A 23582-nucleotide genomic window follows, 5' to 3' on the forward strand; every position below is an offset into this window, starting at 1 on the left:
AATTTGAGAATCAGCAATAAACCGAAAAATTATTACACAATTTTTCAAGTCGCTTAACAAATCGTCCTCCTCCAGGGTTATATAGCCATGAATCGCTGATAGACGGGGATGCTGTGAAAGGCACCTAATTTTTAATAGTAACCGTCCTACTAAGCGAACCAAAAGCCAGGTGACTTCGCGTCGTCTGGCTTTCTTTTTATCACTTCTGCTGCAAACACGGTATCGACGCTACTCACAACCCACTAATGATGCGGGCGTATACATTGTTTCCCGGATTAATGTCATAAAGCCTGCCCTGATCGTCGGTCACATTCACTGTAATGTTCGACACACTACCCGAGTTGGCCGTTGTACGCGTCAAAGTAAAACCCAATACGCGCTGGCTACCCGCTTCAATGACCTGACCCGAATTGAGCATGATGGTCAATTGCTGTCCCGACAGATCGTTACTGACAGACCAGTTGGCATTATCTACAGGTACCGGATTGCTACTGCCACCCGATACGTTGATCGTAGGCAACGTAGCAGAAAAGGAAAGCATATAACCTGTAGGAACCGAAACCGTAATGGCGATGGGCGTGGGCGCAGTAGGCAGCCAGCCTACTTCCTGCACACTCACGATAAACTGCTTTTGGGCATTACCCACTGGAAAATTAGAATTAGGCAAAATGATGACTGGCGTCAGGTCGGGACCGTTGATGGCCGTTACGCTTACTACTTTGGTCTGACGGCAATCGCCATCACTAACCACTATCGTAAATGATTGCGGGCCGGGTACTGCCAGACTGGCCGACACTATGGCCGAGGTAGCAGGTCCTGTAAAGGAGACACCCGACGGTGCTTTCCAGAGGAAGGACGTACCACCCGTTGCACTTAAACTCAGGACTTGGCCCACATTAATCGTTGTTGCGCTGGGTTGAGCCGTCACCGTCAGGTCGCAGGGTGCCGCATTTACCGTGATGGTAAATCCGGTTGACGCTGTCAATCCTTGCGGATCGGTTGCTGTAATAAGCACCGTACTGATGCCCGTTGTCTGAGGTGTGCCCGCAATGGCCCGGGTCTTCGGATCGAAGGAGAAGCCGTTAGCAGGATTGATACTTGCCGAGTACGATAGCGCCCCTGGGGTTTCGGCATCCGTAAAGGCACTGACCGAATAGTCGAATGGCTGGTTCACGATGGCTATCTGCCCGGCGTTGGTGGCCGAAACAGGAGCGGTATTGGTAAACGAACAGGCCCCCGCACTCGTTGCACAGAATGCACTAAAGTCTCCACCACCCGGCAAACCGACATTTCCACCCAGCTTAACCGAGCCATTACGCGCACAAAAATCCAGAAAGCTGATGGGTATACAGCCGCTTAACTGATTATTATCCAGATACAGGTATTTAAGCTTCGGCAGGCTCGAATAGGATGCAGGAATAGAGCCATTAAGTTGGTTATTTGAGAGATCAACCTGTTCAAGAACAGACGAGCTGAAGTGAGTAGGCAACGTCCCCGTGAACTGATTATAGGATAAACCCAGGTAGATCAGGTTAGAAAAGTTCGATAAACTCGATGGCAAGGGGCCCTTAAGCTGATTGCCGTCGAGTAGTATGACGGATAGCTTGTTCAGCGCCGAGAAGCTGGCTGGCAGCGTTCCGACCATTTGGTTACCCTGCAACAGGATCGATGTGACCCGGTTTTCGCCATCACAATAAACGCCCGCCCATCCACAAGGATTACAGCCCTGCAACCAGCCCGTTTTGTATTTCCAGCCAGGGCCATTCGTTGCAGTATAGAGATCGACCAGCGCATTATAAACGGCCACATCCTGATTAGTCTCAATGGCCACGTTCACCGTTCCGGAAGAAGGTAAGCAATCGGCCCCGAAACTGGCCGTTACGGAATACACCCCACTCTGCTCAAGACTAGTAGACGCAAAACTGGGCGACCGCTCGGTAGAAGTAAAGCCAAGCGGTCCTTTCCATTGAAACGAAGTGCCCCCCGTAGCACTCAGATTGACAGGATTTCCCAAACAGATTAGGGCGGAATTCACGCGAGCAAGGTAAGGATTACTAGCGCAGAACTGACTTAGATCACCATTCAATGGCAAATCTGGATTGCCTCCGAAACCGGCCCGGCCACACAAAATACTATAGCTAGTGGGAAAGCAACCGCTTAGTGTATTGTTAAAAAAGTAAGCTGATTTAAGTTGGGTAAGCGAAGTTAGGCTGGTAGGTAGGGTACCACTCAGTCGATTGCTTGACATATTAATCGCTGTCAGGCTCAGTGGTAAATCAGGAATGCTACCCGTCAGGAAATTATTGTTTAAAAGGAGTGTTGACAGTTGTGGAAGCTTACTAAACCAGTCGGGAATTGGCCCTGTGAAGCGGCTATTGCTCAGATTAAGGGTTTTCAATCCGGTTAAGACCGATAAACCGCTGGGTATTGTAGCCTCTAGCTGGTTATCCGATAAGTCCAGCACCTCTAAGTTGGTGAGTGCCGAAAAGCTTTCGGGAATGACAATCACCGTTTGCGGCCCGTCCATATTACCGAAAATAGTGTTGCTTGTCAGTCGAATACCCGAAACCCGTCCATTGGCGTTGCAGGTGATCCCATCCCACGTGCATAGATCACAGCTTTTAAACCAGGAGTCAATGACTTTCGTGACATTATTGGCTCTGGCAAAATCGTATAGCGCCTGATAGTCAGGATGTGAGCAACCCGCACTAACGGTTATTAAAAAACTAGTCGAGACCGAGGTTCCTTCTGTATTGCTCCCCGTCACAACGACAGTTAAAACCCCTGGGCTAGTGGGTATACCCATAATTGCTCGGCCATAGTTATTATAGACGAGCCCATTGGCAGGTGTTATGGTAACGCTGTAATTTACCTGATTGTACGGAGCAGGATTAGCAAATGCCTTAACTATATACTGAAAATAAATACCCACCGTGGCCGTCTGGTCGGTATTGGGTACGGCTTGGGGAGCCACACAAATACCCGTCCGATTCGTACAGAAGCTAGTAAAATCGCCCCCACCCGGCAACCCTGAATTACCCGAAAAGTCGATAACACGCCCTCCGCCACACAACGCCGTCAGGCTGGCTGGCCAGCAGCCACTCAGCAAGTTTTGACTCATGTTCAGGGTCTGTAGATTGGTCAGCTTGCCTAGTGCTGCCGGCGGGTTTCCACTAACTCCGGTGGCGAACATGTTCAGATTTTTCAGGTTGACTAATTGGCTGATTTCGTCTGGAATACTCGGGATATACGCGTACGATAGATTTAAGCTTTCAAGCGTCGTCAACGATAGTACACCCGTAGGAAACCCATCCTGACCCGTATTCGTCAGATCCAGCACCTTCAGGTTGCGGAGCGTTGACAAACTGGCAATCAAATCACTGTTCACCGATATACTCTCCAATTTCAGCTCGGTCAGGTTGGGCAGGGCCCGAATCAGTTCGGGCGTAGGAGCCGTTACATTGTTTAATGTTAGGTCAAGTACCTGTAGATTGGTCAGTGCGGAAAGGCTAGCGGGGAGGGTTCCGTTGAGCCTATTACGGGGAAAAGACAGTCCCGTAACACGGCCGTTGGTATTACAGGTTACCCCATACCAGCCACAGGGGCTACAACCTGTAAGCCACCCTGTTTTATTTGTCCAGTTTGTCCCACCGGTAGCCGTATACAGATCGACAAGAGCAGGGTAGTCAGGGCTCGACGTTGCAGCCGTTAAAGAAAGGGTTGCCGTAGTGGCAGGACATGCCGTGATGCCGGTCGTTACGGTCACTGAATAAACCCCTGCCTGATCGGCTGCGAATGGCGAGATACCTGGATTCTGGGCGGTCGATGTGAAATTTTTCGGTCCTTTCCATTGATAAGAAGTTCCTTCCTGAACTGTCAGTGTAACAAATTGGCCAATACAAACCGGATTGACACTCGGCGATATAACGTAGGCTGTACAGGCAGCCATGGAAAAGCTCGTACTGGCCGACTGCCCACTCGGATCGGTAGCCGTAATCGTGACACTACTCACTCCCTGTGTTGTTGGCGTACCGGAAATAACGCGAGTCGATGGATTAAAACTTAGCCCATTGGCCGGATTGATCGTTGCGGTGTAGGTCAGGTTATTCGGATTCAGATCATCGCCAAACGCATTCACCGTGTACGAAAAGGGGACCCCGACCGTAGCGATCTGATTGGCATTGGCGCTGGCAACTGGTGGCGCTTCACAGCCTCCCAACACGACCGATGCCGTACCGTTGGCATGGGTCGCCACAATATCGAGCCAGCCGTACGAATTCACATCGGCCGTTGCAAACGCTATAGCCGCCGACCCCATCGTAAACTCGGTTGCTCCTCTCGGATCAAATTCAGCGACCTGATTCCCCAGCCGAACAATGCCTTTCCCCGACGCTGTGCGAACCAGCAGGTCCATCCATTTATTATTATCCAGATCGGCCATACCAGCCAGGGTTCCATTGAGCGTTACAGACGATAATTTCGTAAAACCACCGGCTCCATTGCCACGCCAGATATCCGCCATACCCGTATTAATCACCGTTCCATAGCCTACAGCCACATCCAGTTTTCCATCGCTGTACATATCACCCAGGTAGATCGACCCCGGAAAATCAGGAATAGCCAGATCAGCACCTGCCGTAAACGCTCCCGACGCGCTGCCCATTCGAACGTAGACAAACTGTTGAGACGACGAATTCTGAACCGAAACCGCCAGAAAGTCGAGATAACCATCGTTATTAATATCACCAACCGCTATGTCTTTGGTTGGATTTGCCAGAGTTGGAATCGTCGCATTCTGGCGGCTGACAAAGCCCCCCGCACCCGTTCCGAATAGTAGGGACACGGTTCCGCCCGTACCCGAATTAGCCGTTATTACGTCTAGCTTTCCATCCTGATCCATATCGGCCAGCGCAATTGCTCTTGGGGCAGCCCCCACCGCCACATCGAACCGGGCACTGGTTACGCTGCCCGTTCCGGTCCCTATCCGAACCGACACCGTATTTGCCCCCTGGTTAGCAGTCAATATATCCAGTTTCCCATCGCTGTTCACATCGCCCAGCACTACATCCTGTGGCGACGTGCCAACGGGCACTGAAATTGAGCCCGAGTAGCCTCCATACCCATTCCCCAGCCGGACCGACACCGTATTTTCCGACGCATTGACGGCTACAATATCCAGTTTCCCATCATTATTCATGTCGCCCATGGCTACAGCCGCCGGACTATTTCCTACACTGACTGACGAAGATTCTGTGTAGCCAATGTAAGGCTTGCCCGTACAACCCGCGCCGGTACTAACCGTGAGCGAGAAGGTTTTCTGGATGGTGCTCAACCCAACAATTCCTTTCACCGTAACGGTATAAACCCCAACAGGTTGTGCATTACTTATCCGAACAACACCTGTTGCGGGGTCGGCTGTCAGAACCCCTTTGAAATTAGGCGAAGCAGTTGCTATTAGACCACTCACTCCCACAGGCACGTCGTTAGGTGTAATGGCCAATACACCACCCTGTAGCATGCTTGTGCTGGGATAATCGCCCAGGCTCTGCGCCAGCGTAGGTTCAGCGACTGCCAATAAGAAACTGAGCATTAGAACGAAAGAAAACGTAAATGTGTGTTTCATAAGGTTGATTGATCGATTGGTCAGGAAGGTTTATGGGGTACCGACAGTGAATCGGGCAGTTGCTGAAGCTGCTGGTCGAGCTGCTCCACCTGCTTCGCGTAATAGAGCCATACGCTACCCATCAGCATACAGGCAATCAGCACTAAAATCGCCAGCGAGAGCCACCAGCGACGTTGGGGAGCGGTCGTAAATAGAGAATAGGAAAAGGGCATCGGAAGGCCTGTCGGGGATAGAAACAGACCGATGCAAAACAGGAAGAAACGGGAAGAAATGGCTAATTTTAGCCGTGGACAAAGCGTGGACAAGCTGCGGGACAGGCCGTAGACAGTACCCCCAAACAACTCATTTCCTGTAGATTAACAAAGCACCCTATAACGTTCTGATTAAGCTCTCCAGCGTGGTATCGGGGTCGAGCTGCTCCAATTTTTTGCGGAGTCGGTAACGGGCTTTGCGCACACTCTCCTGCGCCATCCCCAGCATAAAGGCCATGTCTTTGCTGGGTATTCCCAACTTCGACAAAGCCAGAAGCCGGATTTCGGCCGGGGTCAGGTCGGTATAACGGTCCTGCAGGTTTTGAAAAAAATCAGGGTACACCTGCTCAAACAGATGCTTAAACTGCTGCCAGTCGGCCTCGGTCAGAATCACCTGTTGAAGCATACTTTCTATGGGTGCCGGACTGACCACTGTAGCTGGCGGATGCCCTGAGTCAGTTGCCTGATTTAATTCGGCCGACAATTTCTCGATAAGTTCATTTTTTTCTTTCAAATGACTCATGTACTGATCCAGTTGAACGGTTGCATGCGCCAGCAGGTCATCGGCTCGTTTTTGTTGTTCGGCCTGAACCTGTCGTTCGCGCTGGCGTTTGAGCCGATTCTGATTGAGCGCGTAAATCCCCGCCATGGTGAGCAGCACAAGCCCTATGATGATGACATTCCGAATCAGAATTGCATTGGCCTTTTCAGCTTCCAGTTGCTCAAGTCGGCTCACATACCGTTCGGCATTCAGCTTAATGGTCGAATTGGTAACGACCTTACTGCTAAAAACCGCCCGTAGCGAATCTTTCAATACCTGAGTTGAGTCCAGATACAAGGTTGCTTTGGGATAGTTACCTGTTTTTTTGAAGTATTGCGCCTGAACCTGGTAGTACGTAAGCGGGTAATTGGCCCAGTGTTTATTACGGGTTACAATCCGAGCCGACAGGTCGATATACGTTTTTGCTTTTGCCGTACTATCCAGCGCCAGAAGAGCCTCTGCTACGTATAAGGCCGTAACCGCCGATAACTCCGACGCTTCTTTCAGGCAAAGCCTATAGCCGGGATATAAATACGGTAAAGCCTGCTTAGGTTCGTTCTGCACTAATAAGTTATGCCCTAATCCACTGGCAGCGATGCCCACATAGGTTGAATCGCCATAGGTTCTGGCCAGCTTAATGACCTTACGAAACAGTGCATCGGCTTTGGCATAGGCTTTTTGCCGCTGATACACCATCGCTGTGTTATTGTACGTAGCCACTTCATCCCGTCGGGTCAGAAACGGGTAGTGGAAGGCCAATTCCATATACCGAAGAAATGTATCGTAATCTTCGAAAGCATAATAGCGACTGCCAAAATTGGTCAGGTATTTATTGATCTCGGGAATATGCTGATAGCCAATCCGCTCAAATTCATGCTGTGCCCTCAGCAACCACCGAAATCCTTTATCAAATTCACGCTCACCGAAATAATACATGCCCCGCATATGCCAGTACGACGCTTTAACTACCGGAACCGGGCACTGATCCATGTGCGCTTCGGCCTCGTCGAGCACCGTAGAGAATTGGTCCGTAACGTCGACCAGATTATGACGAAACAGGATTTTGTGCAGATCAGCATACCAGTACAGCCGTTCGTCGTCCTGCTCGCTGGCAAATTCCTGAAGCTTATCGAGTTGGGCAAATAGGCGGGTAGTATCCCTGGCTGTATAGTGGGGGCCTTCCCAGATATCTTTCCAGATAGGATGTTGCCAAAGCTTGAAAATCCGCTGGTCGGGGCTGTAGCGAAAAAGCGTATCGACCTGCGCCCGTACCGACACAGCCAGGATAAAAAGTCCACTCAGAAGCAGCAACCGCTTGCTCCACTGAGTTTTCAAGGTTTTCATACGTTGTTTTTCTGAAGGCTACCCAAATCCCCTGTCATCTAGAAGGACACTCAGGCCCACGTATTTATTAGCCTTAGCCTATCGTCTAAATGTCTATGGCAAGATAATGGGAATTCAGGAACAGACACCTGACAGTAAGTACTATTTTCTATTCGGCTTAGACTTCTCATACACAAGGCTTTTCGCGCTCGCCATCCACCAAACGGCGGTACCTCTGGCTTGAAATAGGCCAGAGATACCGCCGTTATTTTTCGTTATTTCTCTTCTACGCTATCTGTTTACTTCCACGTAAGTCAATGTAGGCTGGTGCAGGTATTGTCAGATCGTTTGGGGCCATCACGGTTTCGGGATTTTAAAAATACCAGCCTTCAGTGCATAGCCTTCAGACTGTGGCAATGGATTCAAGTAGTCGGCGGGTAAGCCGTTGGTTTTTACCTCGCTCAGTACAATACTCCCGGATTTTTTCACATTCTGTTCGACCTGATTATTCTCCGTGGCTTCTACAGCCCCTTTGGGGCCAAAAAATCCCATGTAATGTGCATTCCCCGTAATGACCGAATTCCGAAAGGTATATTTGGGCGCGGTGTTTTCGGGGCGAAGCCATACGTATTCACAGTTGGTAATCAGGTTATTACTAAACTGAAAATCTGGATCATTCTGTCCGAACCACACTGCGGCTTCGTAAGAACCGGACACAATCGAGTTCGTTAGCGAAAAATCCTTGATGGCTTTGAACAGCAACAGAGCGTTTTTACAGCCGTAGAAAATGGTGTGATCTACGTGCGTACCGCCCCCATGCGCCCAGATCGCTCCCTGAATGGGTGATGAATTTTTCTCACCAATAAAATAACACTGCGACACAGTCAGTCCAGTCAGACTTTCGTTTTTTCGGGAAATGGGATAGTAATACTTCACAGCCGGATTGGCATTCCCCAAAAACTTGAGCCCTTTGAAGCTCACGTTATTCTGATCTACCAGAAAACCAACGGTATGCGGAAACTGAACCGTTGAATTGTTGGCCGACACGCTTTGGATGACTGGCATTTTGGTAGGTTGCCAGTCGGCGTCATCGGGCAGGGTGATGGCTTCCAGCGTGTATGAACCTGCTTTATCGGGCTGTTGCTTTGTTCTGAGTTCGGCCAGGCTCTGAAGCGTATATAAGCCCGGAGCTAGTTTAATGGTTACGGGTTCGTTTCCCGAAAAATCGTGCGCCAGCGCTACGGCTTTTTCGATACTGGCAACGGGTGAAGTCTGCGCGCCAGACGCGTTGTCTTTGCCATTGACGGCATCGACATACAACGTCTGGGCCTTGAGCTGCGACAGGCTAAAAGCGCTGAGAATAAAAGCATTTCGGACAATCTTATTCATAGTAAGTAGTTTAGAAAGAATCAATCAGATTAGTTTTTGTCATGCTTCCTGCGTCAGCAGGACAAAACCACTCCATTTTCCGGCTAATAAGAAAGTTTAAACAGGTTCAGTTGAATACCCCTGTTCGTCTGCATTTATTTCATCGTCTGAATGCCGACGGTATCATCCAGGCGGGCGATAATGCCCCAGCCGTAGAAATAATTGGCCAGCCCGATCAGGATTTCGTTATTACCCTCTATCAGGGGCAGTCGGATGGTTGTATTGTCAATCGTACAGCGGCCAGCCGGATATTTCTGCTGCGGAGTTCCGAAGTAATTTTTGTCGGCATACAGGAATTGACCGTTCACAAACACCCATACTTCGTCGCTGAAGCCCAGATTTAGCAGCCGTTCCTGGGCTTTACTGGATTGAATGCTAGTTTTGAGCCAGGCCATCAGACGTACTTCACCATCTTTATGGGCATACCGTCCGCTCAGGTTGACCATATTCCGGCTTCCGGCGCTGATGGGCGACCAGCGCGTGGTGCTATCGGGTAGCTCGGCCCGGCTGGTTTTTCCGTAGGTGCTCTGAACGCCAATAACCGGCTCTTTGCCAAACGGAAGTTGGATAGGTTCACTGACCAGCCAGTTTCGCAGGTAGCGCGTATCGTGCGTAACGAGGTTATACCCTGCTTCCGGATTGAGCCCTTCTGTTACATCAGGTTTGATAACCAGATTGGCATAATTGACCGTACCGCTCAGCGATATACCTCCCGACTTTTCGGGGCTTTCCAGTTCAGGCACAATCAGCGCCGGTTTACTCATGTCATTCACATACGCTTTTAGCTGCCGACCCGAAACCACCAGTTTTACATGATTCCAACCCGTCTCGACTAGGGTAGCACCCGTCTGGTATTCGTCTGTCAGATCCCACATGCTCATTCCCTTAATGATCGGTGCATATTGCAGCGTGGTCCGAACGTCGGGGGTTACTTTCCCGAACGAACGGATATAGAAGTTTTCGCCGTTCTGCTGGTCGGCATCCATTCGAAAATTGATCCCGGGAAATCCAGGCCCCGTGAGTTCGACGTCATATTCAATAGTGCCATTGCCGAAGGTTACGTCTTTCAGGACGATGCTTTTGGGGCCTTTGATTATTTTCATAATACCAGCCTCTTTTCCGGGCAGAAACTCAACCTGCCCCGGTGCATAGCTCCACCGTTCGGCGTTCATAGGGATGTGTAGTTCCTGCGGTTTACGAACGGGGGGTTTCTGGGCGTACATTGGCCGCGCCAGCACCAGAAGAAACATCAGCAGAAAAGGGAGTCGATACATACGGAGTGTGATTAAAGGGTTCGGACGGACGAAAACACAGCAAGGGATCGTTTGAAAGGCAATGGGAGGCATCGGAAATGATCGTAAAAACATGTAAACTCGTGCATTGATTAAGAATGTGCCAGCAAACGTACCGAGAAAGTACACCGGCGTATAATCATTTCGAATTCAAGTTTTTTCAAGTTTTATCACACTGACTAACAATGGTTTCTGACTCTACTGATTTGCTACGGTGCAAACAATTGATCGAACAGAAACTCGATTGGGGAGCCGTCGAAACCTGGACCAGCGCTGATTTTGAGAACTTACAGCAACGCATTCTGGACGAAACAGGTGTTTCGCTGAGTGCGAGTACGCTGCGACGCATCTGGGGGCGGGTCGATTACCAGCATTTGCCCAGTGGCACCACGTTGAATACACTGGCTCAGTTTGCGGGTTTTGCCGACTGGCGGCAGTTTGTTCGGTCGCAGGAAGTTCCGGCCGAATCGGTCCCCCAACCTGATCAACCGGATTCATCCCTACTGGCCATCCCCATGAAACCGTCCATCAACTGGCGTCGGGTAGGCTGGATGTCAGGCATAACGCTTGGAATTGTCCTGCTTGTCATAGTGGCGTTTGAACAGAAACACCCGCAGGTCGATTCGACTCAGTACAGCTTTAGCAGCAAACCACTCACCCGCACCCTTCCCAACTCCGTCATTTTCACCTACAATGCGTCGAACTCGCCAACCGATTCGGTCTATATTCAGCAATCCTGGGATCAGACCCGACGCGAGGTGGTGGCTAAAGATGGGCAGACCCATACGTCTATCTATTACGAACCGGGGTTTTACCGGGCCAAGCTGGTTGTGGGGCATGAGATTGTGAAGGAGCATTCATTACTGATTCCTACCAACGGCTGGTTAGGTACCATTACGACCAAATCCATTCCGGTCTATCTGAAACCGACCGAATTTCTGACGTCGGGCATGATGCGATTGCCCATTGCGACCATTCAGCAGAAAAATGTAGCCCTACAACCCGAAGCGCCTTTAATAAAATACTTCAACGTCGGTAATTTCGAACCCGTGCCCATTACGGATTTCGCGTTCGACTGTCGGGTAAAAAATGAATACAGCGAAGGTTCCGCCACTTGCCAGGTATCCTGGATTGTGCTGATGACCAACGACATGCCTATTTCGATACCGCTCTGTACGAAAGGCTGTGTTTCTGATCTGATGCTGATGGATGGAGCCCGAAGTGTATCCGGCAAAAACACGAATCTATCCGGTCTGGGCGTCGATTTTTCGGATTGGGTGCCTGTAGCCTGCCATAGCGATGGGCAGAAAGTCTATTACACGGTCAATGGCAAAGTCGCCTACTCAGCCGCCTTGCCGACGTCGAAAGTAGAAATTGTCGGGATCGTATATGGTTTTCGGGGAACGGGGGCCGTGAAAGATATAACCTTACAGACTGGTGGCAAAACCGTCTTTCAGGCATTTAATCCGCGCTGATCTCATGACGGAGATTTTCGACAACATCCGAAAACTGTACCGATTCTATCTTCCGCAACATGAACTGAAGGCGTACATTGAGTTTGTATGGAGTTAGCTTATAAATCAGTTTCTTTCTCTTTTTGTTGACGTTTAAGTAGGCAATAAGTACATCTGAACACAACTGATGTGACAGTCTGATCTTGTCGCAAATTATTGCTAAATTTACGACGAAACGTATATGTAAAAATGCTAGAAAACACTGAAATACAAATACTTGAAGAAGTATCACGTTCCCGAAGGGGCACAGTGTTTTTTGTTGATAATTTTTTACGTATTGCCACTGCCAAAACGGTAGCCAAAGCCCTGGAGCGATTGGTGCAGGACGGGAAGCTATACCGCGCTGCCACCGGCATGTATGTCAGGCCCGTTGAAGATGAGGTCATTGGCCCGATTCTACCAGACATTGAAACCATTGCGGCTGCCATTGCCAAACGCGATAAAGCCCGGATAGTACCCACCGGCAGTTATGCCCTCTATAAATTAGGTCTTACAACGCAGGTTCCCTTAAACATCGTTTATTATACCGATGCATCTCCGCGCAAGGTAACAGTAGGCAAACAGACAATTACGTTTAAAAAGGCCAGTGCCCGAAGTCTGGCCGCTACCGGCGAAATCAGTAAGCTGGTTATTCAGGCATTGCGTACCCTTGGCAAAGACAAGGTAACGGCCGATGAACTACGACTTATTGGGGAGCGGCTTAAAGACGAAAAACCGTATCATCTCCAGCACGACATTAACGTAGCCCCTGAGTGGATAAGGCAACTTTTGCGCCCACTCATCAATACACGCATGCATGATTGATAAAGTACGTTTGCAAACCTGGTTGCAATTGCCCGGTGCAACCCGGTTGAATATTTTTAATGAAACAGCCCGACGCATGGGGCTACCCGCCGTGGCTATTGAGAAAGATTGGTGGGTGGTGCATACGCTGGCGCTGGTGTTTTCGATGGAATGCGCCCCTGCGCTGATCTTCAAAGGCGGCACATCCTTAAGCAAAGGCTGGGGGTTGATTCAGCGGTTTTCCGAAGATATTGACCTGGCTATCGACCGGGATTACCTTGGCTATCCGGGTGATCTGGACCGGCAAACGATTAAAAAGCTTCGTAAAGCGTCTTACCAGTTCATGACGCAAACGTTTCTGCCAGAACTCAACGCCAAATTCAACGAAGCTGGTTTTACGGGGGTAAACGTAAGCTATCAACATACCGGGCAGTCGGATCAGGACCCGCTTATTGTTGAGATTTATTACCCAAGCCTAACCGAGCAGGAGACATACGTGCAGCCCCGTGTGCTGGTTGAGGTGGGTTGCCGGTCGTTGAGAGAACCCACCACCCACCGCACCTTTACGACGCTGGTTGCGGAGCAGTTTAGCGAACGTCCCTTTGCCGACGCGCCGATAACCATCCCGGTGGTCAATCCCGAACGAACATTTCTGGAAAAAATATTCCTGTTGCATGAAGAATTTCAGAAACCCGCCGACAAAATCCGGGTCGACCGCCTGAGCCGCCACCTGTACGACATTGAAAAGCTAAGCCAATCTGCCTTTGCTGACCTTGCCTTAAAAGACGCCGATTTATACCAAACCATTGTGGACCACCGCAAACGGTTCACGTCTATTACCGGGATCGATTACGCCAACCATAGCCGCGACAAACTGGCCTTTGTGCCACCCACACATTTACTAGCCGACTGGGAGGCCGACTACCGCCAAATGCAGGAAAACATGATTTACGGCGAAACCTGGCCTTTTGTGGAGCTTATTGAAAAATTAACGACCTTACAAAAGTGTATCAACGGCATTACATGGTAGTGGAGCAGAAACATACAGTATTTAAACAACGTAAAATTGGCAAGCTACCGGGAGATTGATGATTTTGAAATAGAATTAATGCAGTTGTTGTACCACTTATTACTAATCGATGACGGAAATTTTCGACAATATCCGAAAGCTGTACCGATTCTATCTTCCGCAAAATGAGCTGAAGGAGTTCATTGAGTTCATTTCCGAATCGTCGGCCGAAGACACCTTTCGGCAGGTAGCCAATAATCCGTTTACCGTCAGGATGTTTCCTAGCTGGACACCGACCTGCTACATCAATCTGGGAGAACCCTACCAGCTAACCGTAGGGGCAAACGTATACCAGATTCAGAAGCAGACCGATGTACTCATTCTGAGAAATACCATCGTGGAGCGTCATAATCTGCCAACCGATCACATTGTTACAGTTAAGTTTTTTCCGGGTGGGCTGGAAGCGATTCTGGGCATCAATCAGGTGCAGTTCAGCGATCAGGTAGTGCCGCTGGAAACCATTTTACCTTCGACGCTCATTCAGCGTGTTAAACAGTCCACCGATTTTGACGAGCGCATCAATCTGCTTGAGTCGTTCCTCCTGAGTCGGTTGAACGGCCGGAATAAACCTGACCATTACCGGACAATCGTGAGCAATACCATTGGCACGTTTGGGAAGAACGGTATGGAACTGCACACGGGTCAACTCGCCGACCGCCTGTTTCTGACCTCCAAAACAATCAATCGCTATTTTCATCGGGTTATTGGCACCCCGCCCAAGCAGTACCTGTCCACCATGCGCACCCGAGCAGCCCTTTCGAATTACGTGGCGCATAAAGATCACTTCTCCCCCTACGACTACGGCTATTACGACATGAGCCATTTCTACAAGGATGTCGTCAAGTTTACGGGTAAAAAATTAAGCGCAGGCAGACGATAAAAACGCCCGTTTTGTACGGCAGCTTAACCCGTCTACCCGTCGCTTTGACGAGAATTAACCCATCCATTCTGTTCAGGAGCGGACATAAACTGTACGCTTTCGGACAGCTAATTGCATTCAACCCCAACACAAAAACCTGATTATCTGTACATTACATATATGGCACTTCATTTGTTTAGCAAATAGTAAGAAAATGGCTTAACTAACAAAATCGTGGCTATGGGCAGAACCTATCTGGGTGAATTTGAAGAACTTGTCCTCCTGACAGTGGCCATTCTGAATGGATCGGCCTACGGACTCAATATTGCGGAAGAGTTAAAGCAACGAACTCATCGCTCCATTAACCTCAGCGGGGTGCATATTGCCCTGTATCGGCTGGAAGAGAAAGGGTTTGTTCAATCGGAGTTGGGCGGGGCAACGGCCGCCCGGGGTGGACGCCGAAAACGACTTTTCTCGATCACGGCCTACGGCAAACGGACGCTGGATGAGTTACGGCAGGTTCGTAATGACCTGTGGGAAGCTATACCCAACCTATCCTTTTTATAAGCCATGCCGCAGCCACCACATCCATTGTTACCACCCGCCTGGGCCGATCGGTTGCTGAAGCTCTTCTGCCCGGAAGCGTTGCAGGAAGAGTTACTGGGCGACCTGCATGAACAATTTGAGCAGCAGGTCGCCGAACTGGGCGAGTCGACTGCCCGACGTTTGTATATCGGGCAGGTCATTCGGTTTTGCCGCCCTTATTTCATCGCCCGCCGACTCCGAACCACGTCTGGAAGCCCTTATTCATCCCCTTTTTTTCTCGCTCCGCTTATGATTCGCAATTACCTCAAGATTGCCCTGCGGATAGTCCGCAAAGACAACACATTCACGCTCATCAATCTGGTGGGTCTGGCAACTGGCCTGGCCGTTGCATTGCTCATTGTCCAGTACGTGCGCTTTGAACTGAGTTATGAGAAGGCCAATCCACTAGCGGATCGGATTGTACGGCTCACCATGGACTATCTGAATGGGGGAACAGTGAATGCTCAGGATGCCGAAACCTATAACCCGATTGGCCCCAAAGCAAAGCGGGAAATGAATGAAGTGGTGAACTACACACGGGCCAAACCCTTCAGTAAACGACTAACCATTCAGCAAGGCGATACCTATTCTGTCGTGGATAAAGCATTGGCCGCCGATTCTTCCTTTTTCTCCATGTTCAGCTACCCGCTTATCCGGGGCACCCGAAATCATATCTTCACCAAACCCAGGCAGGTTGTGCTGACCAAAACAATGGCGTTGACCTATTTCAAAACGCTGGATGTACTTGGCAAAACCCTGAAAATTTTCCGGCCCGAAAACAGCATCCTGCTGGAGGTCGTGGGTGTAATGCCCGATAGCCCGATCAACACGCATCTGAAATTTGATATGGTTTTCTCCTATCCGACACTCCTATCGGATTTTAACCAAAAAGAAGACGACTGGAACGGCAACAATCTGTACACCTATCTGCAACTAGCAGACGGTGTCGACTATGAGAAATTCACTAAATCACTGTCAGCCTTTAGTGATCGATTGCTACAGGAAAAGAAGATAACCAACGAGCGCGTGATCGGCCAGAAAATCGGCGACATCCATCTGTATTCTCACAAAACCTATGAAATTGAACCCAATGGCGAAGCGCAGTCTGTCTACTTCCTGCTGGGCGTAGCGTTTCTGGTACTGCTAAACGCCTTTGTCAACTACGTGAATCTGACCACTGCCAAAGCCCTCGACCGGGCAAAGGAAGTTGGTATGAGAAAGGTGATTGGTTCTACATTAGCCCAGATCAGAACCCAGGTTTTTCTGGAAACGGTTTTGATCAATGGTATCGCCGGGATTCTGGCTGTAGGATTGGTGGCGGCTCTGCAATCGGTGTTCGTCCAGGTAGCGGGTTTGCCCGAAGGGTTTACCGTGTTTGGGGACGTTTTTTTCTGGGAAAGTCTGGTGGCCTTTTTAGTAGTGAGTAGCTGCGTGTCGGGCATTTATCCGGCTTTTGTGTTGTCCTCATTCGAGCCAATTACAGTCCTCAAAGGCAATTTTTCTCGCTCCGCCAAAGGTACGTTTCTGCGCAAGTCGTTAGTTATTTTCCAACTGACCATTACCCTTATTCTACTGGTCCAGACGTTTACGGTGTATCGGCAAGTAGCTTTTCTGCGGAAACAAAACTTAGGTCTTCGCATGGATCATACGCTGGTGGTCAAAGCGCCGATTGGCAACAACAGCAAACAGGCTTATGATGCATTTCGGCAAATGTTACTCAGTCAATCGCAGGTCAAATCGATCGCGTATTCAGGCACCGTACCAGGGCTGGAGTCGTCGCAAATGGGCACAAGCACGGGCGTCAATCTGTCCGACGCCATCAAAAAAACGTACTACAACTACTACCTGACACCAATCGACACCTCGTTTATCGACCTGATGGGTATCCGGCTCCTGGCGGGCAAAAACTTCGATGCTACCACCCGACCGGTCGATTCGGACACCACCGACCGCCAACTCATTGTGAACGAAGAAACGCTGCGACTGTGGGAGATTCCAACACCCCAGGAAGCCATCGGCCGACGAGTCGATTTGTGGGGGCGTCAGGCAACGATTCGGGGCGTTGTCAAAAACTATCACTACGAATCGCCCAAATCCGCTTTTATTCCCATTATCCTGCTGTACTCTCCCCACTTCAGTTCATTTGCCAGTGTGAAGTTTACCGGCGGCAATGCGGAGGAGCATCTGGCTACGCTGAAGCGCGTTTACGAAGCCAATTTCCCCCATTCGCCGTTCAGGTATTTCTTTCTGGATAGTGAGTACGACAAACAATATAAGGCCGATGATCGCTTTCAGCAGGTCTTTGGTGGCCTGACCGTATTTGCCATTTTGATCGCCTGTTTGGGGCTGTTCGGCTTAGCGACGTTTACAGTTTCCAAACGAACCAAGGAAATCGGGATTCGTAAAGTGATCGGAGCCAGTACGACGAACCTGCTCGTTCTACTCTCGAAAGATTTTATACGAACCGTATTGGTATCCATTCTGATCGGCTTGCCGGTTACGTATTTTCTGGTCAACAACTGGCTGGCTAATTATGCTACCCGCATCGAACTGAGCTGGTGGCTTTTTGCAGGTCCTGCGCTACTGGTCTTCTTACTGGTTTTGCTATCCATTGGCGGTAAAACGATTGCCAGCGCGCTGACGAACCCAATAAATTCCTTACGAAGCGAATAAAATGAGTGTTCTGTCAGTAACCAGCGCGGTAATCGGAAGTTTCCAGCTTGCCGCGCTGGAACAAACATGGAATAGAGGTTTTAATCGGTTGTGGGGATTGAGATTGTCCGTTTTTTACTAAAATCTGCGCGAGCAATCCGATTTTTTTGCCGAAAAAAGCAGATACCAATGAACCGATTCTTAACACTTCCCCTACTCATTTCCCTCTTCATTTCATTCTTCACGCCAGCTCGAAGCCAGCCGGGTGTTGTTCGTCAACTGGAAACCTGCCCTTGTCAGGTCAAAATAGACAGCACATTTCGAACCCGTTGTGCCTACCTGATTGTACCCGAAAACCGGAAAAAGAAGAATGGAAAAACCATTAAACTGCCTTTTATTCTCGTAGAAAGTAAAAACCCAGCCAAAAAGAAAGACCCTATCCTATTCACGGGTGGCGGTCCCGGTGCCAGTTCACTGGGGTGGGTGCAGGGAGCGGCTTCGTCGCTCGTTATAAACGACCGCGATTGCATTGCCTTTGAACAACGGGGCACCTATTATGCCGTCCCGAACCTGGATGGCCCTGAGCTAGGGCAGGCCATTCAGGAAGCTTACCGCAAAAACCTGAACAAAGACAGCATGGAAGTGGTCGGGGTGAAACGGTACAAAAAAGCACTGGAAGCCAAAGGGATCGACCTGGCGGGCTATAACACCGACGAAACCGTGTCCGACATGCATGATCTGCTGGCTACGCTCAAGATCGATTCGGTTAACCTGCTGGGTATTTCGTATAGCGGTGGCTTGATGTCGGCTGTTCTTCAGCGCGATCCTACGCGCATCCGGTCGTTAATCCTGGATTCTCCGCTGCCCATCTTTGTACCGATCGACGAAGATGAACCGGCCAATTTTGCCGAAGCCCTCAACATCCTGTTCGATCATGTTGAACGGGACTCGACCGACAAAGCCCGGTATGGCAACTTAAAGGCTCACTTCGAACACTACTTCAACAGCATCGAAGGCAAAACATTTACGTTCCCGTACCTGGAAAAAGGCGCAAAAGACACCCTGCGAGTGCAGTACACGCGGAATGAATTACTCGACTATCTGGTCAATGTGATGTATAATGCCTCCAGAATCAAGCACATTCCCTATATCATTACAGAGATGATACAAGGCAATCACCACTATGTTAAAGAGGTTTTAGACAGCAAATTAAGTGGTTACAGTGGTCCTTCGGGCATGCGCCTTTCCGTCTATTGTGCCGATCAGACAGCCTATCACAGCGAACAGGTAAAACAGCAACTCTACGATGCCTATCCGTACCTGCGTGGGTATCACATCAATGATGTTTACCAACCCCTGTGCGACTGCTGGAAGGTGCCGCCGATTAATCCGAATACCAAAAGGCCTTTTTACTCCAACAAACCCGCCTTGCTGGTCGATGGCGAACTGGACAACGCCTGTCGGCCACTTTACATTGATCGAATCCATCATTACATGCCCAATAGCCAGCGAGTCCTGTTCAAACTCCGCTCGCATGGCGTCGGCGGCCCCGACTGGGCTCGTCTGTTTCAGGCGTTCCTGACCAACCCGTATCAGAAACTAAAGTCGGACAAACCGGAGATTGTGGTGTATTGATTGGCGTAGGGCATGGGGGTAAGGGCAAAGGTAGGAAACCCTAAGCCCTACGCCCTACACCCTCTGCCCTTACCCCTCTGCCCGGCGCTATCCTATTTTCACAAATTCAACCCGTCGATTTTCGGTTTTGCCTTCCGCTGTTTTGTTATCGCCAATGGGCCTGGTTTCGCCGTACCCTTTGGTCATCAATCGACTGGCATCAATCCCCATCGATACCAATTGAGTCTTCACGGCATTGGCCCGCGCTTCCGATAGTTTTAGGTTGCTGGCATCATCGCCATCCGAATCGGTATGACCACCGATTTCCATTTTCAGGGCCGGATTCTGTTTCAGAATGTTGGCTATGGCATTGATTTCGCCCATCGAAGCCGGTTTGATTACCGCCTTGTTCACATCGAAGTTGATACCGTGTGAGATGTATTTGCCATCGGTAAAGGCTTTGCCAATCAGGTTTTGATCACCACCTGCCGCCAGTTTAAAGTTCTTAAAGGCAATCGCCTTTCCCTCGCTGGCATCACCACTGACCAATAACGTTGTGGCCTTAAACGTTACTTCCGGTACGCTTAGCACCCGATACTGGTTGACGTACACTTTTAGCTGGTTACCTTTTACAGCAATCGCATAGTGAATCCATTTGTTGAAATAATTCTCCGCCCGGACCTCTTCGGGATTGTCGCTGTTTAGTTTGCCTTCGGGGCCAAAAAAAGTAGTGTAGTCACGATTTGTCTCAATCGTAATGGGTGCGTCCTCACCATTCATCAATTTAATCCGAATGCCCGGATTCGAATCGTAACTGGCATCCAGGTAAGCGTCAAACTCGATGGTAAAATCTTTAGGCAAATAGGCGGGTGTTTTTACGCGGGGAGCCAGACTGGTGTAGTACTTCGTAATAAAAAAAGCTTTCTCGTCGCCCGATTTATTCACAACAGCCTGCCCTTCTTTCAGTTTCCAATGGGTTCCAAATTCACCCACCTGACTATCCTGAAAATCATCGCTAAAAATGATTTTGTCGCCCGCTACAAAATCATAATTCTGGTAGGCTTTCATGTCCTGAGCCATCAGTGTCTTGCCCGCGAACAGCACAATCCCCAACAAAAAGTATTTCTTCATAATTTGTTTTTACGTGTTTGTGAATGGTTAATAAGTTAGAATCGATCGGCCTTCCGGCGTACTTTGAATCGGCCCGTAATGTGGGCGTTAGGGCGCTTTCGAAGCCGCTGCCCATACACGGGCCTATAAGTGCCAACGTATATAAGTAGGCTGGCCAGCACTAGTTTCATAGTCAGTAGTGAAAGGATTGGGGAACGGGTCAAAAGTAAGGCGTTGGCAGTTGTTTCATTTCCCCTAAAAGGGGGAATTTTTATTGCTGAAAAAGTACTTTTTTTGGATTTCCATTCCGACACTTACTTTCAAACCATGAAGCTGATTGCCAGAAGCTTGCTTATCGCTTTGTTTACATGGACCGTCTGTGGCTATTGTACGGAGATTCTGGCACAAACGGGCGAATTGGCGGCTTTGCAGAAAAAACTGTCGGCATCGCAACCGGATACCAATCGGGTTAAGTTACTGAACAAAATTGGCGACGAGTATGCGTATAACGACATCAAAACCGCCCGACGTTACTACCACGATGGCCATGTACTGAGCCAGCAACTGGGGTTTGTACGGGGCATCATCCGATACTATTCGAGCGAAGGTGAGCTACTGAATCTGGAAGGTAAATACGACCAGTGTATGACCCTACTCCGGCAGGGCGTGGCGCTGAGTCGGGCCCGGAAAGACCCCATGCGCGAAGGCATCATGTACGAAAACATGGGCAATACCTTTGGGCTGATGCAGCGGCTCGACTCGGCCACAGTATATTACTTCAAATCATTGCCCATTTTCGAGTCGTTTCAGGATAGCGTCAAACTGGCCAATGTCTACAACAACCTGAGTTCGGTGTTTATGCAAACCGACAAGCCCGAAACCGCCCTGACCTACATCGACCAGGCCATTGCTATCAGCCGGGCATCTGAGGATGGGTTTTACTTAAGCCATCTGGTCAATAAAGAAGCCATTCTCTGGAAGCTGCGCCGACGCACTGAAGCCAACCAAACAAATCAGCAGATCATTACGCTTGCCCGAAAGCTGAACGATACCGTAGCCCTGGCCGATGCCCTGCAAAACGAGTGTCAGCATGATCTGGAAACAGGCCATTTTCAAACCATTCTCGCCCACGCACAGGCATTGAACCAGTTGAGTCCGGGGCTGCAATCGCCCGACCGAACGGCCTGGGGACACTATTGGCTTTCGGTAGGGTATTACTACCAAAACCAGTTTACCCCTGCCCTATTCCATATCGAAAAGGCCTTATCTGAATCCCGTGGGTTGGGCAACAGCCAACATTTACAAGCCTATTATTCCCAGTATGCCCGCCTTTTACTGGCCGCTAAAAACGACCTACAGCAAGCTGCTCACTACGAACAACTAGCCGACTCGTTGCGGGATGTGAGACTAAACAACACCATCGTAAAAACCACCCGTGAACTGGCCACGAAGTACGAAACCGAGAAGAAAGAAACGGCTATCCAGCAACTCTCGCTCGAAAATCAGAATCGCAAACGGCTGGTGAGCCTGCTGGTTTTTTCGGTGATTGTGCTGGCGGGGGCGCTACTCTTTTTTGGACTCTGGATGCGAAACAGGGCGCGGGTTCAGCAGCAGGAAAAAGCCTTATACGAACAGACCCTCAGGCAACTGGAAAATGAAAAGCAGTTACTGGCCAGCCATGCGCTTGTAAAAGGGCAGGAAGACGAACGGAGCCGCCTGGCCAAAGACCTGCACGACGGACTCGGTGGCATTTTGTCCAGTGTTAAATATTCCTTTCAAGCCATGAAACAAACCTTCGTACTGTCGGAAGAAAACGCGCTGGCGTTCGAGAAAAGCATGAATCTGCTGGATGCTTCGCTGGCCGAACTACGCCGGGTGTCGCACAATATGATGCCCGAAGCCTTGGTCAGGCTCAGTCTCGAAGAAGCCCTCCGCGATTACATCCAGACCTTAACCGATAACACTGACCTTAATTTTACCTACCAAACCTTCGGGCTGGACACCGTTGACCTCGACAACCTCTACAAAACCACCATTTACCGGGTGGTGCAGGAGCTAACGACCAATATTGTCCGTCATGCCCAAGCAACCGAAGTGCTGATACAGATCATGGCCAAAGCAGGTCAAATTAACCTGACCATTGAAGATAACGGTAAAGGGTTTGACCCAAAGCAGGTAAATAAAAGCCGAAGCATGGGCATTCAGAATCTATACCACCGGATTACCTATCTTAAGGGCACCATCGACCTCCAGACCGAACCTGGCAAGGGGTGTTCGTACTACATCGAAATCCCGCTAAACCATGATTAACCTATTGGTTGTAGAAGATCATCCCCTGGTGTCGGAAGGTCTGAAAGCCATATTCGAGCGAGAACCGGCTCTAAATTGTCTGGGAATTATGGCTACGGGCAAAGACCTTCTGATGAAGCTTCAGCATCAGCACCCGGACGTGATCGTGATGGACATCAACCTTCCCGACACCAATGGCCTGGACTTGTGCAAGCAGGTCAAAGACCTATACCCGACCATTCACATTCTGGCCCTTAGCATCAACAACGAAAAAGCGATTATCAAAAAGATCATCGAAAACGGGGCCAGTGGCTATATCCTTAAAGATGCCGCTCAGTATGAAATTGTTGACGCCATCAAGACGGTTGTCCAGCACAAACCCTATTACAGCCTGTCGGCGTCCCTAACCCTCAACAAACCAGACCCAATGAGCTTACCGGTACTGACCCGCCGGGAGCGCGAGATTCTGGTTAAAATAGCCGACGGCCTTACCAATCAGCAAATTGCCGACCAGTTGTTTGTGGATGTCAGTACCGTCAACAGCCACCGAAAAAACATGCTGGCCAAATACGACGTACAGAACACCGCCCAGTTGATTAAGCTAGCGATAACGAATAAGCTAATCTAAAGAGTGAAAGAGCGCAAGAGT

Annotated in this window: 16 protein-coding genes; 9 read left to right on the forward strand and 7 right to left on the reverse strand. The window is 49.7% G+C overall.

Annotated features, from left to right (window positions below; genetic code table 11):
• Positions 1 to 232 precede the first annotated feature (232 nt).
• The 5 genes from B153_RS0121820 to B153_RS0121840 form a co-directional block, all read right to left on the reverse strand.
• Complete coding sequence (locus B153_RS0121820) at positions 233 to 5623, reverse strand: FG-GAP-like repeat-containing protein (protein WP_083928233.1); 5391 nt, start codon at positions 5621 to 5623, stop codon at positions 233 to 235.
• A 20-nt stretch (positions 5624 to 5643) separates the two neighbouring features.
• The gene (locus B153_RS0121825; RefSeq protein ID WP_020598874.1) at positions 5644 to 5835 is read right to left on the reverse strand and encodes a hypothetical protein; all 192 of its coding nucleotides are present in this window, start codon (positions 5833 to 5835) and stop codon (positions 5644 to 5646) included.
• A gap of 157 nt (positions 5836 to 5992) precedes the next feature.
• Positions 5993 to 7759: a transcriptional regulator gene (locus B153_RS0121830; RefSeq protein ID WP_020598875.1), complete on the reverse strand. Its 1767-nt coding sequence runs from the start codon at positions 7757 to 7759 to the stop codon at positions 5993 to 5995.
• A 336-nt stretch (positions 7760 to 8095) separates the two neighbouring features.
• Positions 8096 to 9127 carry a right-handed parallel beta-helix repeat-containing protein gene (locus B153_RS0121835; RefSeq protein WP_020598876.1) on the reverse strand — a complete coding sequence of 344 codons (1032 nt, stop codon included), beginning with the start codon at positions 9125 to 9127 and terminating at the stop codon, positions 8096 to 8098.
• A gap of 134 nt (positions 9128 to 9261) precedes the next feature.
• Positions 9262 to 10440, reverse strand: coding sequence for a hypothetical protein (locus tag B153_RS0121840; RefSeq protein ID WP_020598877.1), 1179 nt, complete (start codon positions 10438 to 10440; stop codon positions 9262 to 9264).
• Positions 10441 to 10643: 203 nt separating this feature from the next.
• Between B153_RS0121840 and B153_RS35635 the strand changes: the two genes are divergently transcribed.
• The 7 genes from B153_RS35635 to B153_RS0121880 all read left to right on the forward strand — a co-directional run bounded on the left by B153_RS35635 (position 10644) and on the right by B153_RS0121880 (position 19555).
• On the forward strand, positions 10644 to 11933 hold the full coding sequence (locus B153_RS35635; RefSeq protein WP_211221700.1) for a hypothetical protein: 1290 nt from the start codon (positions 10644 to 10646) through the stop codon (positions 11931 to 11933).
• Positions 11934 to 12161: 228 nt separating this feature from the next.
• A complete protein-coding gene (locus B153_RS0121855; protein ID WP_026262352.1) occupies positions 12162 to 12776 on the forward strand; it encodes a DUF6088 family protein in 615 nt (204 codons plus the stop codon).
• On the forward strand, positions 12769 to 13785 hold the full coding sequence (locus B153_RS0121860) for a nucleotidyl transferase AbiEii/AbiGii toxin family protein (RefSeq protein ID WP_020598881.1): 1017 nt from the start codon (positions 12769 to 12771) through the stop codon (positions 13783 to 13785). The genes B153_RS0121855 and B153_RS0121860 overlap by 8 nt, the downstream gene beginning before the upstream one ends.
• A 109-nt stretch (positions 13786 to 13894) precedes the next feature.
• Positions 13895 to 14704, forward strand: a complete 810-nt coding sequence (locus B153_RS0121865) for a helix-turn-helix domain-containing protein (protein ID WP_020598882.1) — start codon at positions 13895 to 13897, stop codon at positions 14702 to 14704.
• A gap of 219 nt (positions 14705 to 14923) precedes the next feature.
• Positions 14924 to 15250, forward strand: coding sequence for a PadR family transcriptional regulator (locus B153_RS0121870; protein WP_020598883.1), 327 nt, complete (start codon positions 14924 to 14926; stop codon positions 15248 to 15250).
• 3 nt (positions 15251 to 15253) lie between these two features.
• The gene (locus tag B153_RS0121875; protein ID WP_020598884.1) at positions 15254 to 17941 is read left to right on the forward strand and encodes a permease prefix domain 2-containing transporter; all 2688 of its coding nucleotides are present in this window, start codon (positions 15254 to 15256) and stop codon (positions 17939 to 17941) included.
• 168 nt (positions 17942 to 18109) lie between these two features.
• Positions 18110 to 19555, forward strand: coding sequence for an alpha/beta fold hydrolase (locus B153_RS0121880; protein WP_020598885.1), 1446 nt, complete (start codon positions 18110 to 18112; stop codon positions 19553 to 19555).
• A gap of 87 nt (positions 19556 to 19642) precedes the next feature.
• Here B153_RS0121880 and B153_RS35640 read toward each other — a convergent pair whose 3' ends face one another.
• On the reverse strand, positions 19643 to 20665 hold the full coding sequence (locus tag B153_RS35640; RefSeq protein ID WP_020598886.1) for an OmpA family protein: 1023 nt from the start codon (positions 20663 to 20665) through the stop codon (positions 19643 to 19645).
• A 35-nt stretch (positions 20666 to 20700) separates the two neighbouring features.
• Entirely contained in the window at positions 20701 to 20835 is a 135-nt protein-coding gene (locus tag B153_RS38710; RefSeq protein ID WP_281167747.1) for a hypothetical protein, read from the reverse strand.
• A gap of 136 nt (positions 20836 to 20971) precedes the next feature.
• Between B153_RS38710 and B153_RS0121890 the strand changes: the two genes are divergently transcribed.
• Complete coding sequence (locus B153_RS0121890) at positions 20972 to 22954, forward strand: tetratricopeptide repeat-containing sensor histidine kinase (protein WP_157634781.1); 1983 nt, start codon at positions 20972 to 20974, stop codon at positions 22952 to 22954.
• Positions 22947 to 23561, forward strand: coding sequence for a response regulator (locus B153_RS0121895; protein WP_020598888.1), 615 nt, complete (start codon positions 22947 to 22949; stop codon positions 23559 to 23561). Before B153_RS0121890 ends, B153_RS0121895 begins: the two co-directional genes overlap by 8 nt.
• Positions 23562 to 23582 lie beyond the last annotated feature (21 nt).

Source organism: Spirosoma panaciterrae DSM 21099 (genome assembly GCF_000374025.1).
GTDB lineage: Bacteria > Bacteroidota > Bacteroidia > Cytophagales > Spirosomataceae > Spirosoma > Spirosoma panaciterrae.

Excerpts from the sequence above, each read along its gene's own strand:
- B153_RS0121820 (WP_083928233.1), bottom strand. The coding sequence starts at position 5,623 with ATGAAACACACATTTACGTTTTCTTTCGTTCTAATGCTCAGTTTCTTA.
- B153_RS0121825 (WP_020598874.1), bottom strand. The coding sequence starts at position 5,835 with ATGCCCTTTTCCTATTCTCTATTTACGACCGCTCCCCAACGTCGCTGG.
- B153_RS0121830 (WP_020598875.1), bottom strand. The coding sequence starts at position 7,759 with ATGAAAACCTTGAAAACTCAGTGGAGCAAGCGGTTGCTGCTTCTGAGT.
- B153_RS0121835 (WP_020598876.1), bottom strand. The coding sequence starts at position 9,127 with ATGAATAAGATTGTCCGAAATGCTTTTATTCTCAGCGCTTTTAGCCTG.
- B153_RS0121840 (WP_020598877.1), bottom strand. The coding sequence starts at position 10,440 with ATGTATCGACTCCCTTTTCTGCTGATGTTTCTTCTGGTGCTGGCGCGG.
- B153_RS35635 (WP_211221700.1), top strand. The coding sequence starts at position 10,644 with ATGGTTTCTGACTCTACTGATTTGCTACGGTGCAAACAATTGATCGAA.
- B153_RS0121855 (WP_026262352.1), top strand. The coding sequence starts at position 12,162 with ATGCTAGAAAACACTGAAATACAAATACTTGAAGAAGTATCACGTTCC.
- B153_RS0121860 (WP_020598881.1), top strand. The coding sequence starts at position 12,769 with ATGATTGATAAAGTACGTTTGCAAACCTGGTTGCAATTGCCCGGTGCA.
- B153_RS0121865 (WP_020598882.1), top strand. The coding sequence starts at position 13,895 with ATGACGGAAATTTTCGACAATATCCGAAAGCTGTACCGATTCTATCTT.
- B153_RS0121870 (WP_020598883.1), top strand. The coding sequence starts at position 14,924 with ATGGGCAGAACCTATCTGGGTGAATTTGAAGAACTTGTCCTCCTGACA.
- B153_RS0121875 (WP_020598884.1), top strand. The coding sequence starts at position 15,254 with ATGCCGCAGCCACCACATCCATTGTTACCACCCGCCTGGGCCGATCGG.
- B153_RS0121880 (WP_020598885.1), top strand. The coding sequence starts at position 18,110 with ATGAACCGATTCTTAACACTTCCCCTACTCATTTCCCTCTTCATTTCA.
- B153_RS35640 (WP_020598886.1), bottom strand. The coding sequence starts at position 20,665 with ATGAAGAAATACTTTTTGTTGGGGATTGTGCTGTTCGCGGGCAAGACA.
- B153_RS38710 (WP_281167747.1), bottom strand. The coding sequence starts at position 20,835 with ATGAAACTAGTGCTGGCCAGCCTACTTATATACGTTGGCACTTATAGG.
- B153_RS0121890 (WP_157634781.1), top strand. The coding sequence starts at position 20,972 with ATGAAGCTGATTGCCAGAAGCTTGCTTATCGCTTTGTTTACATGGACC.
- B153_RS0121895 (WP_020598888.1), top strand. The coding sequence starts at position 22,947 with ATGATTAACCTATTGGTTGTAGAAGATCATCCCCTGGTGTCGGAAGGT.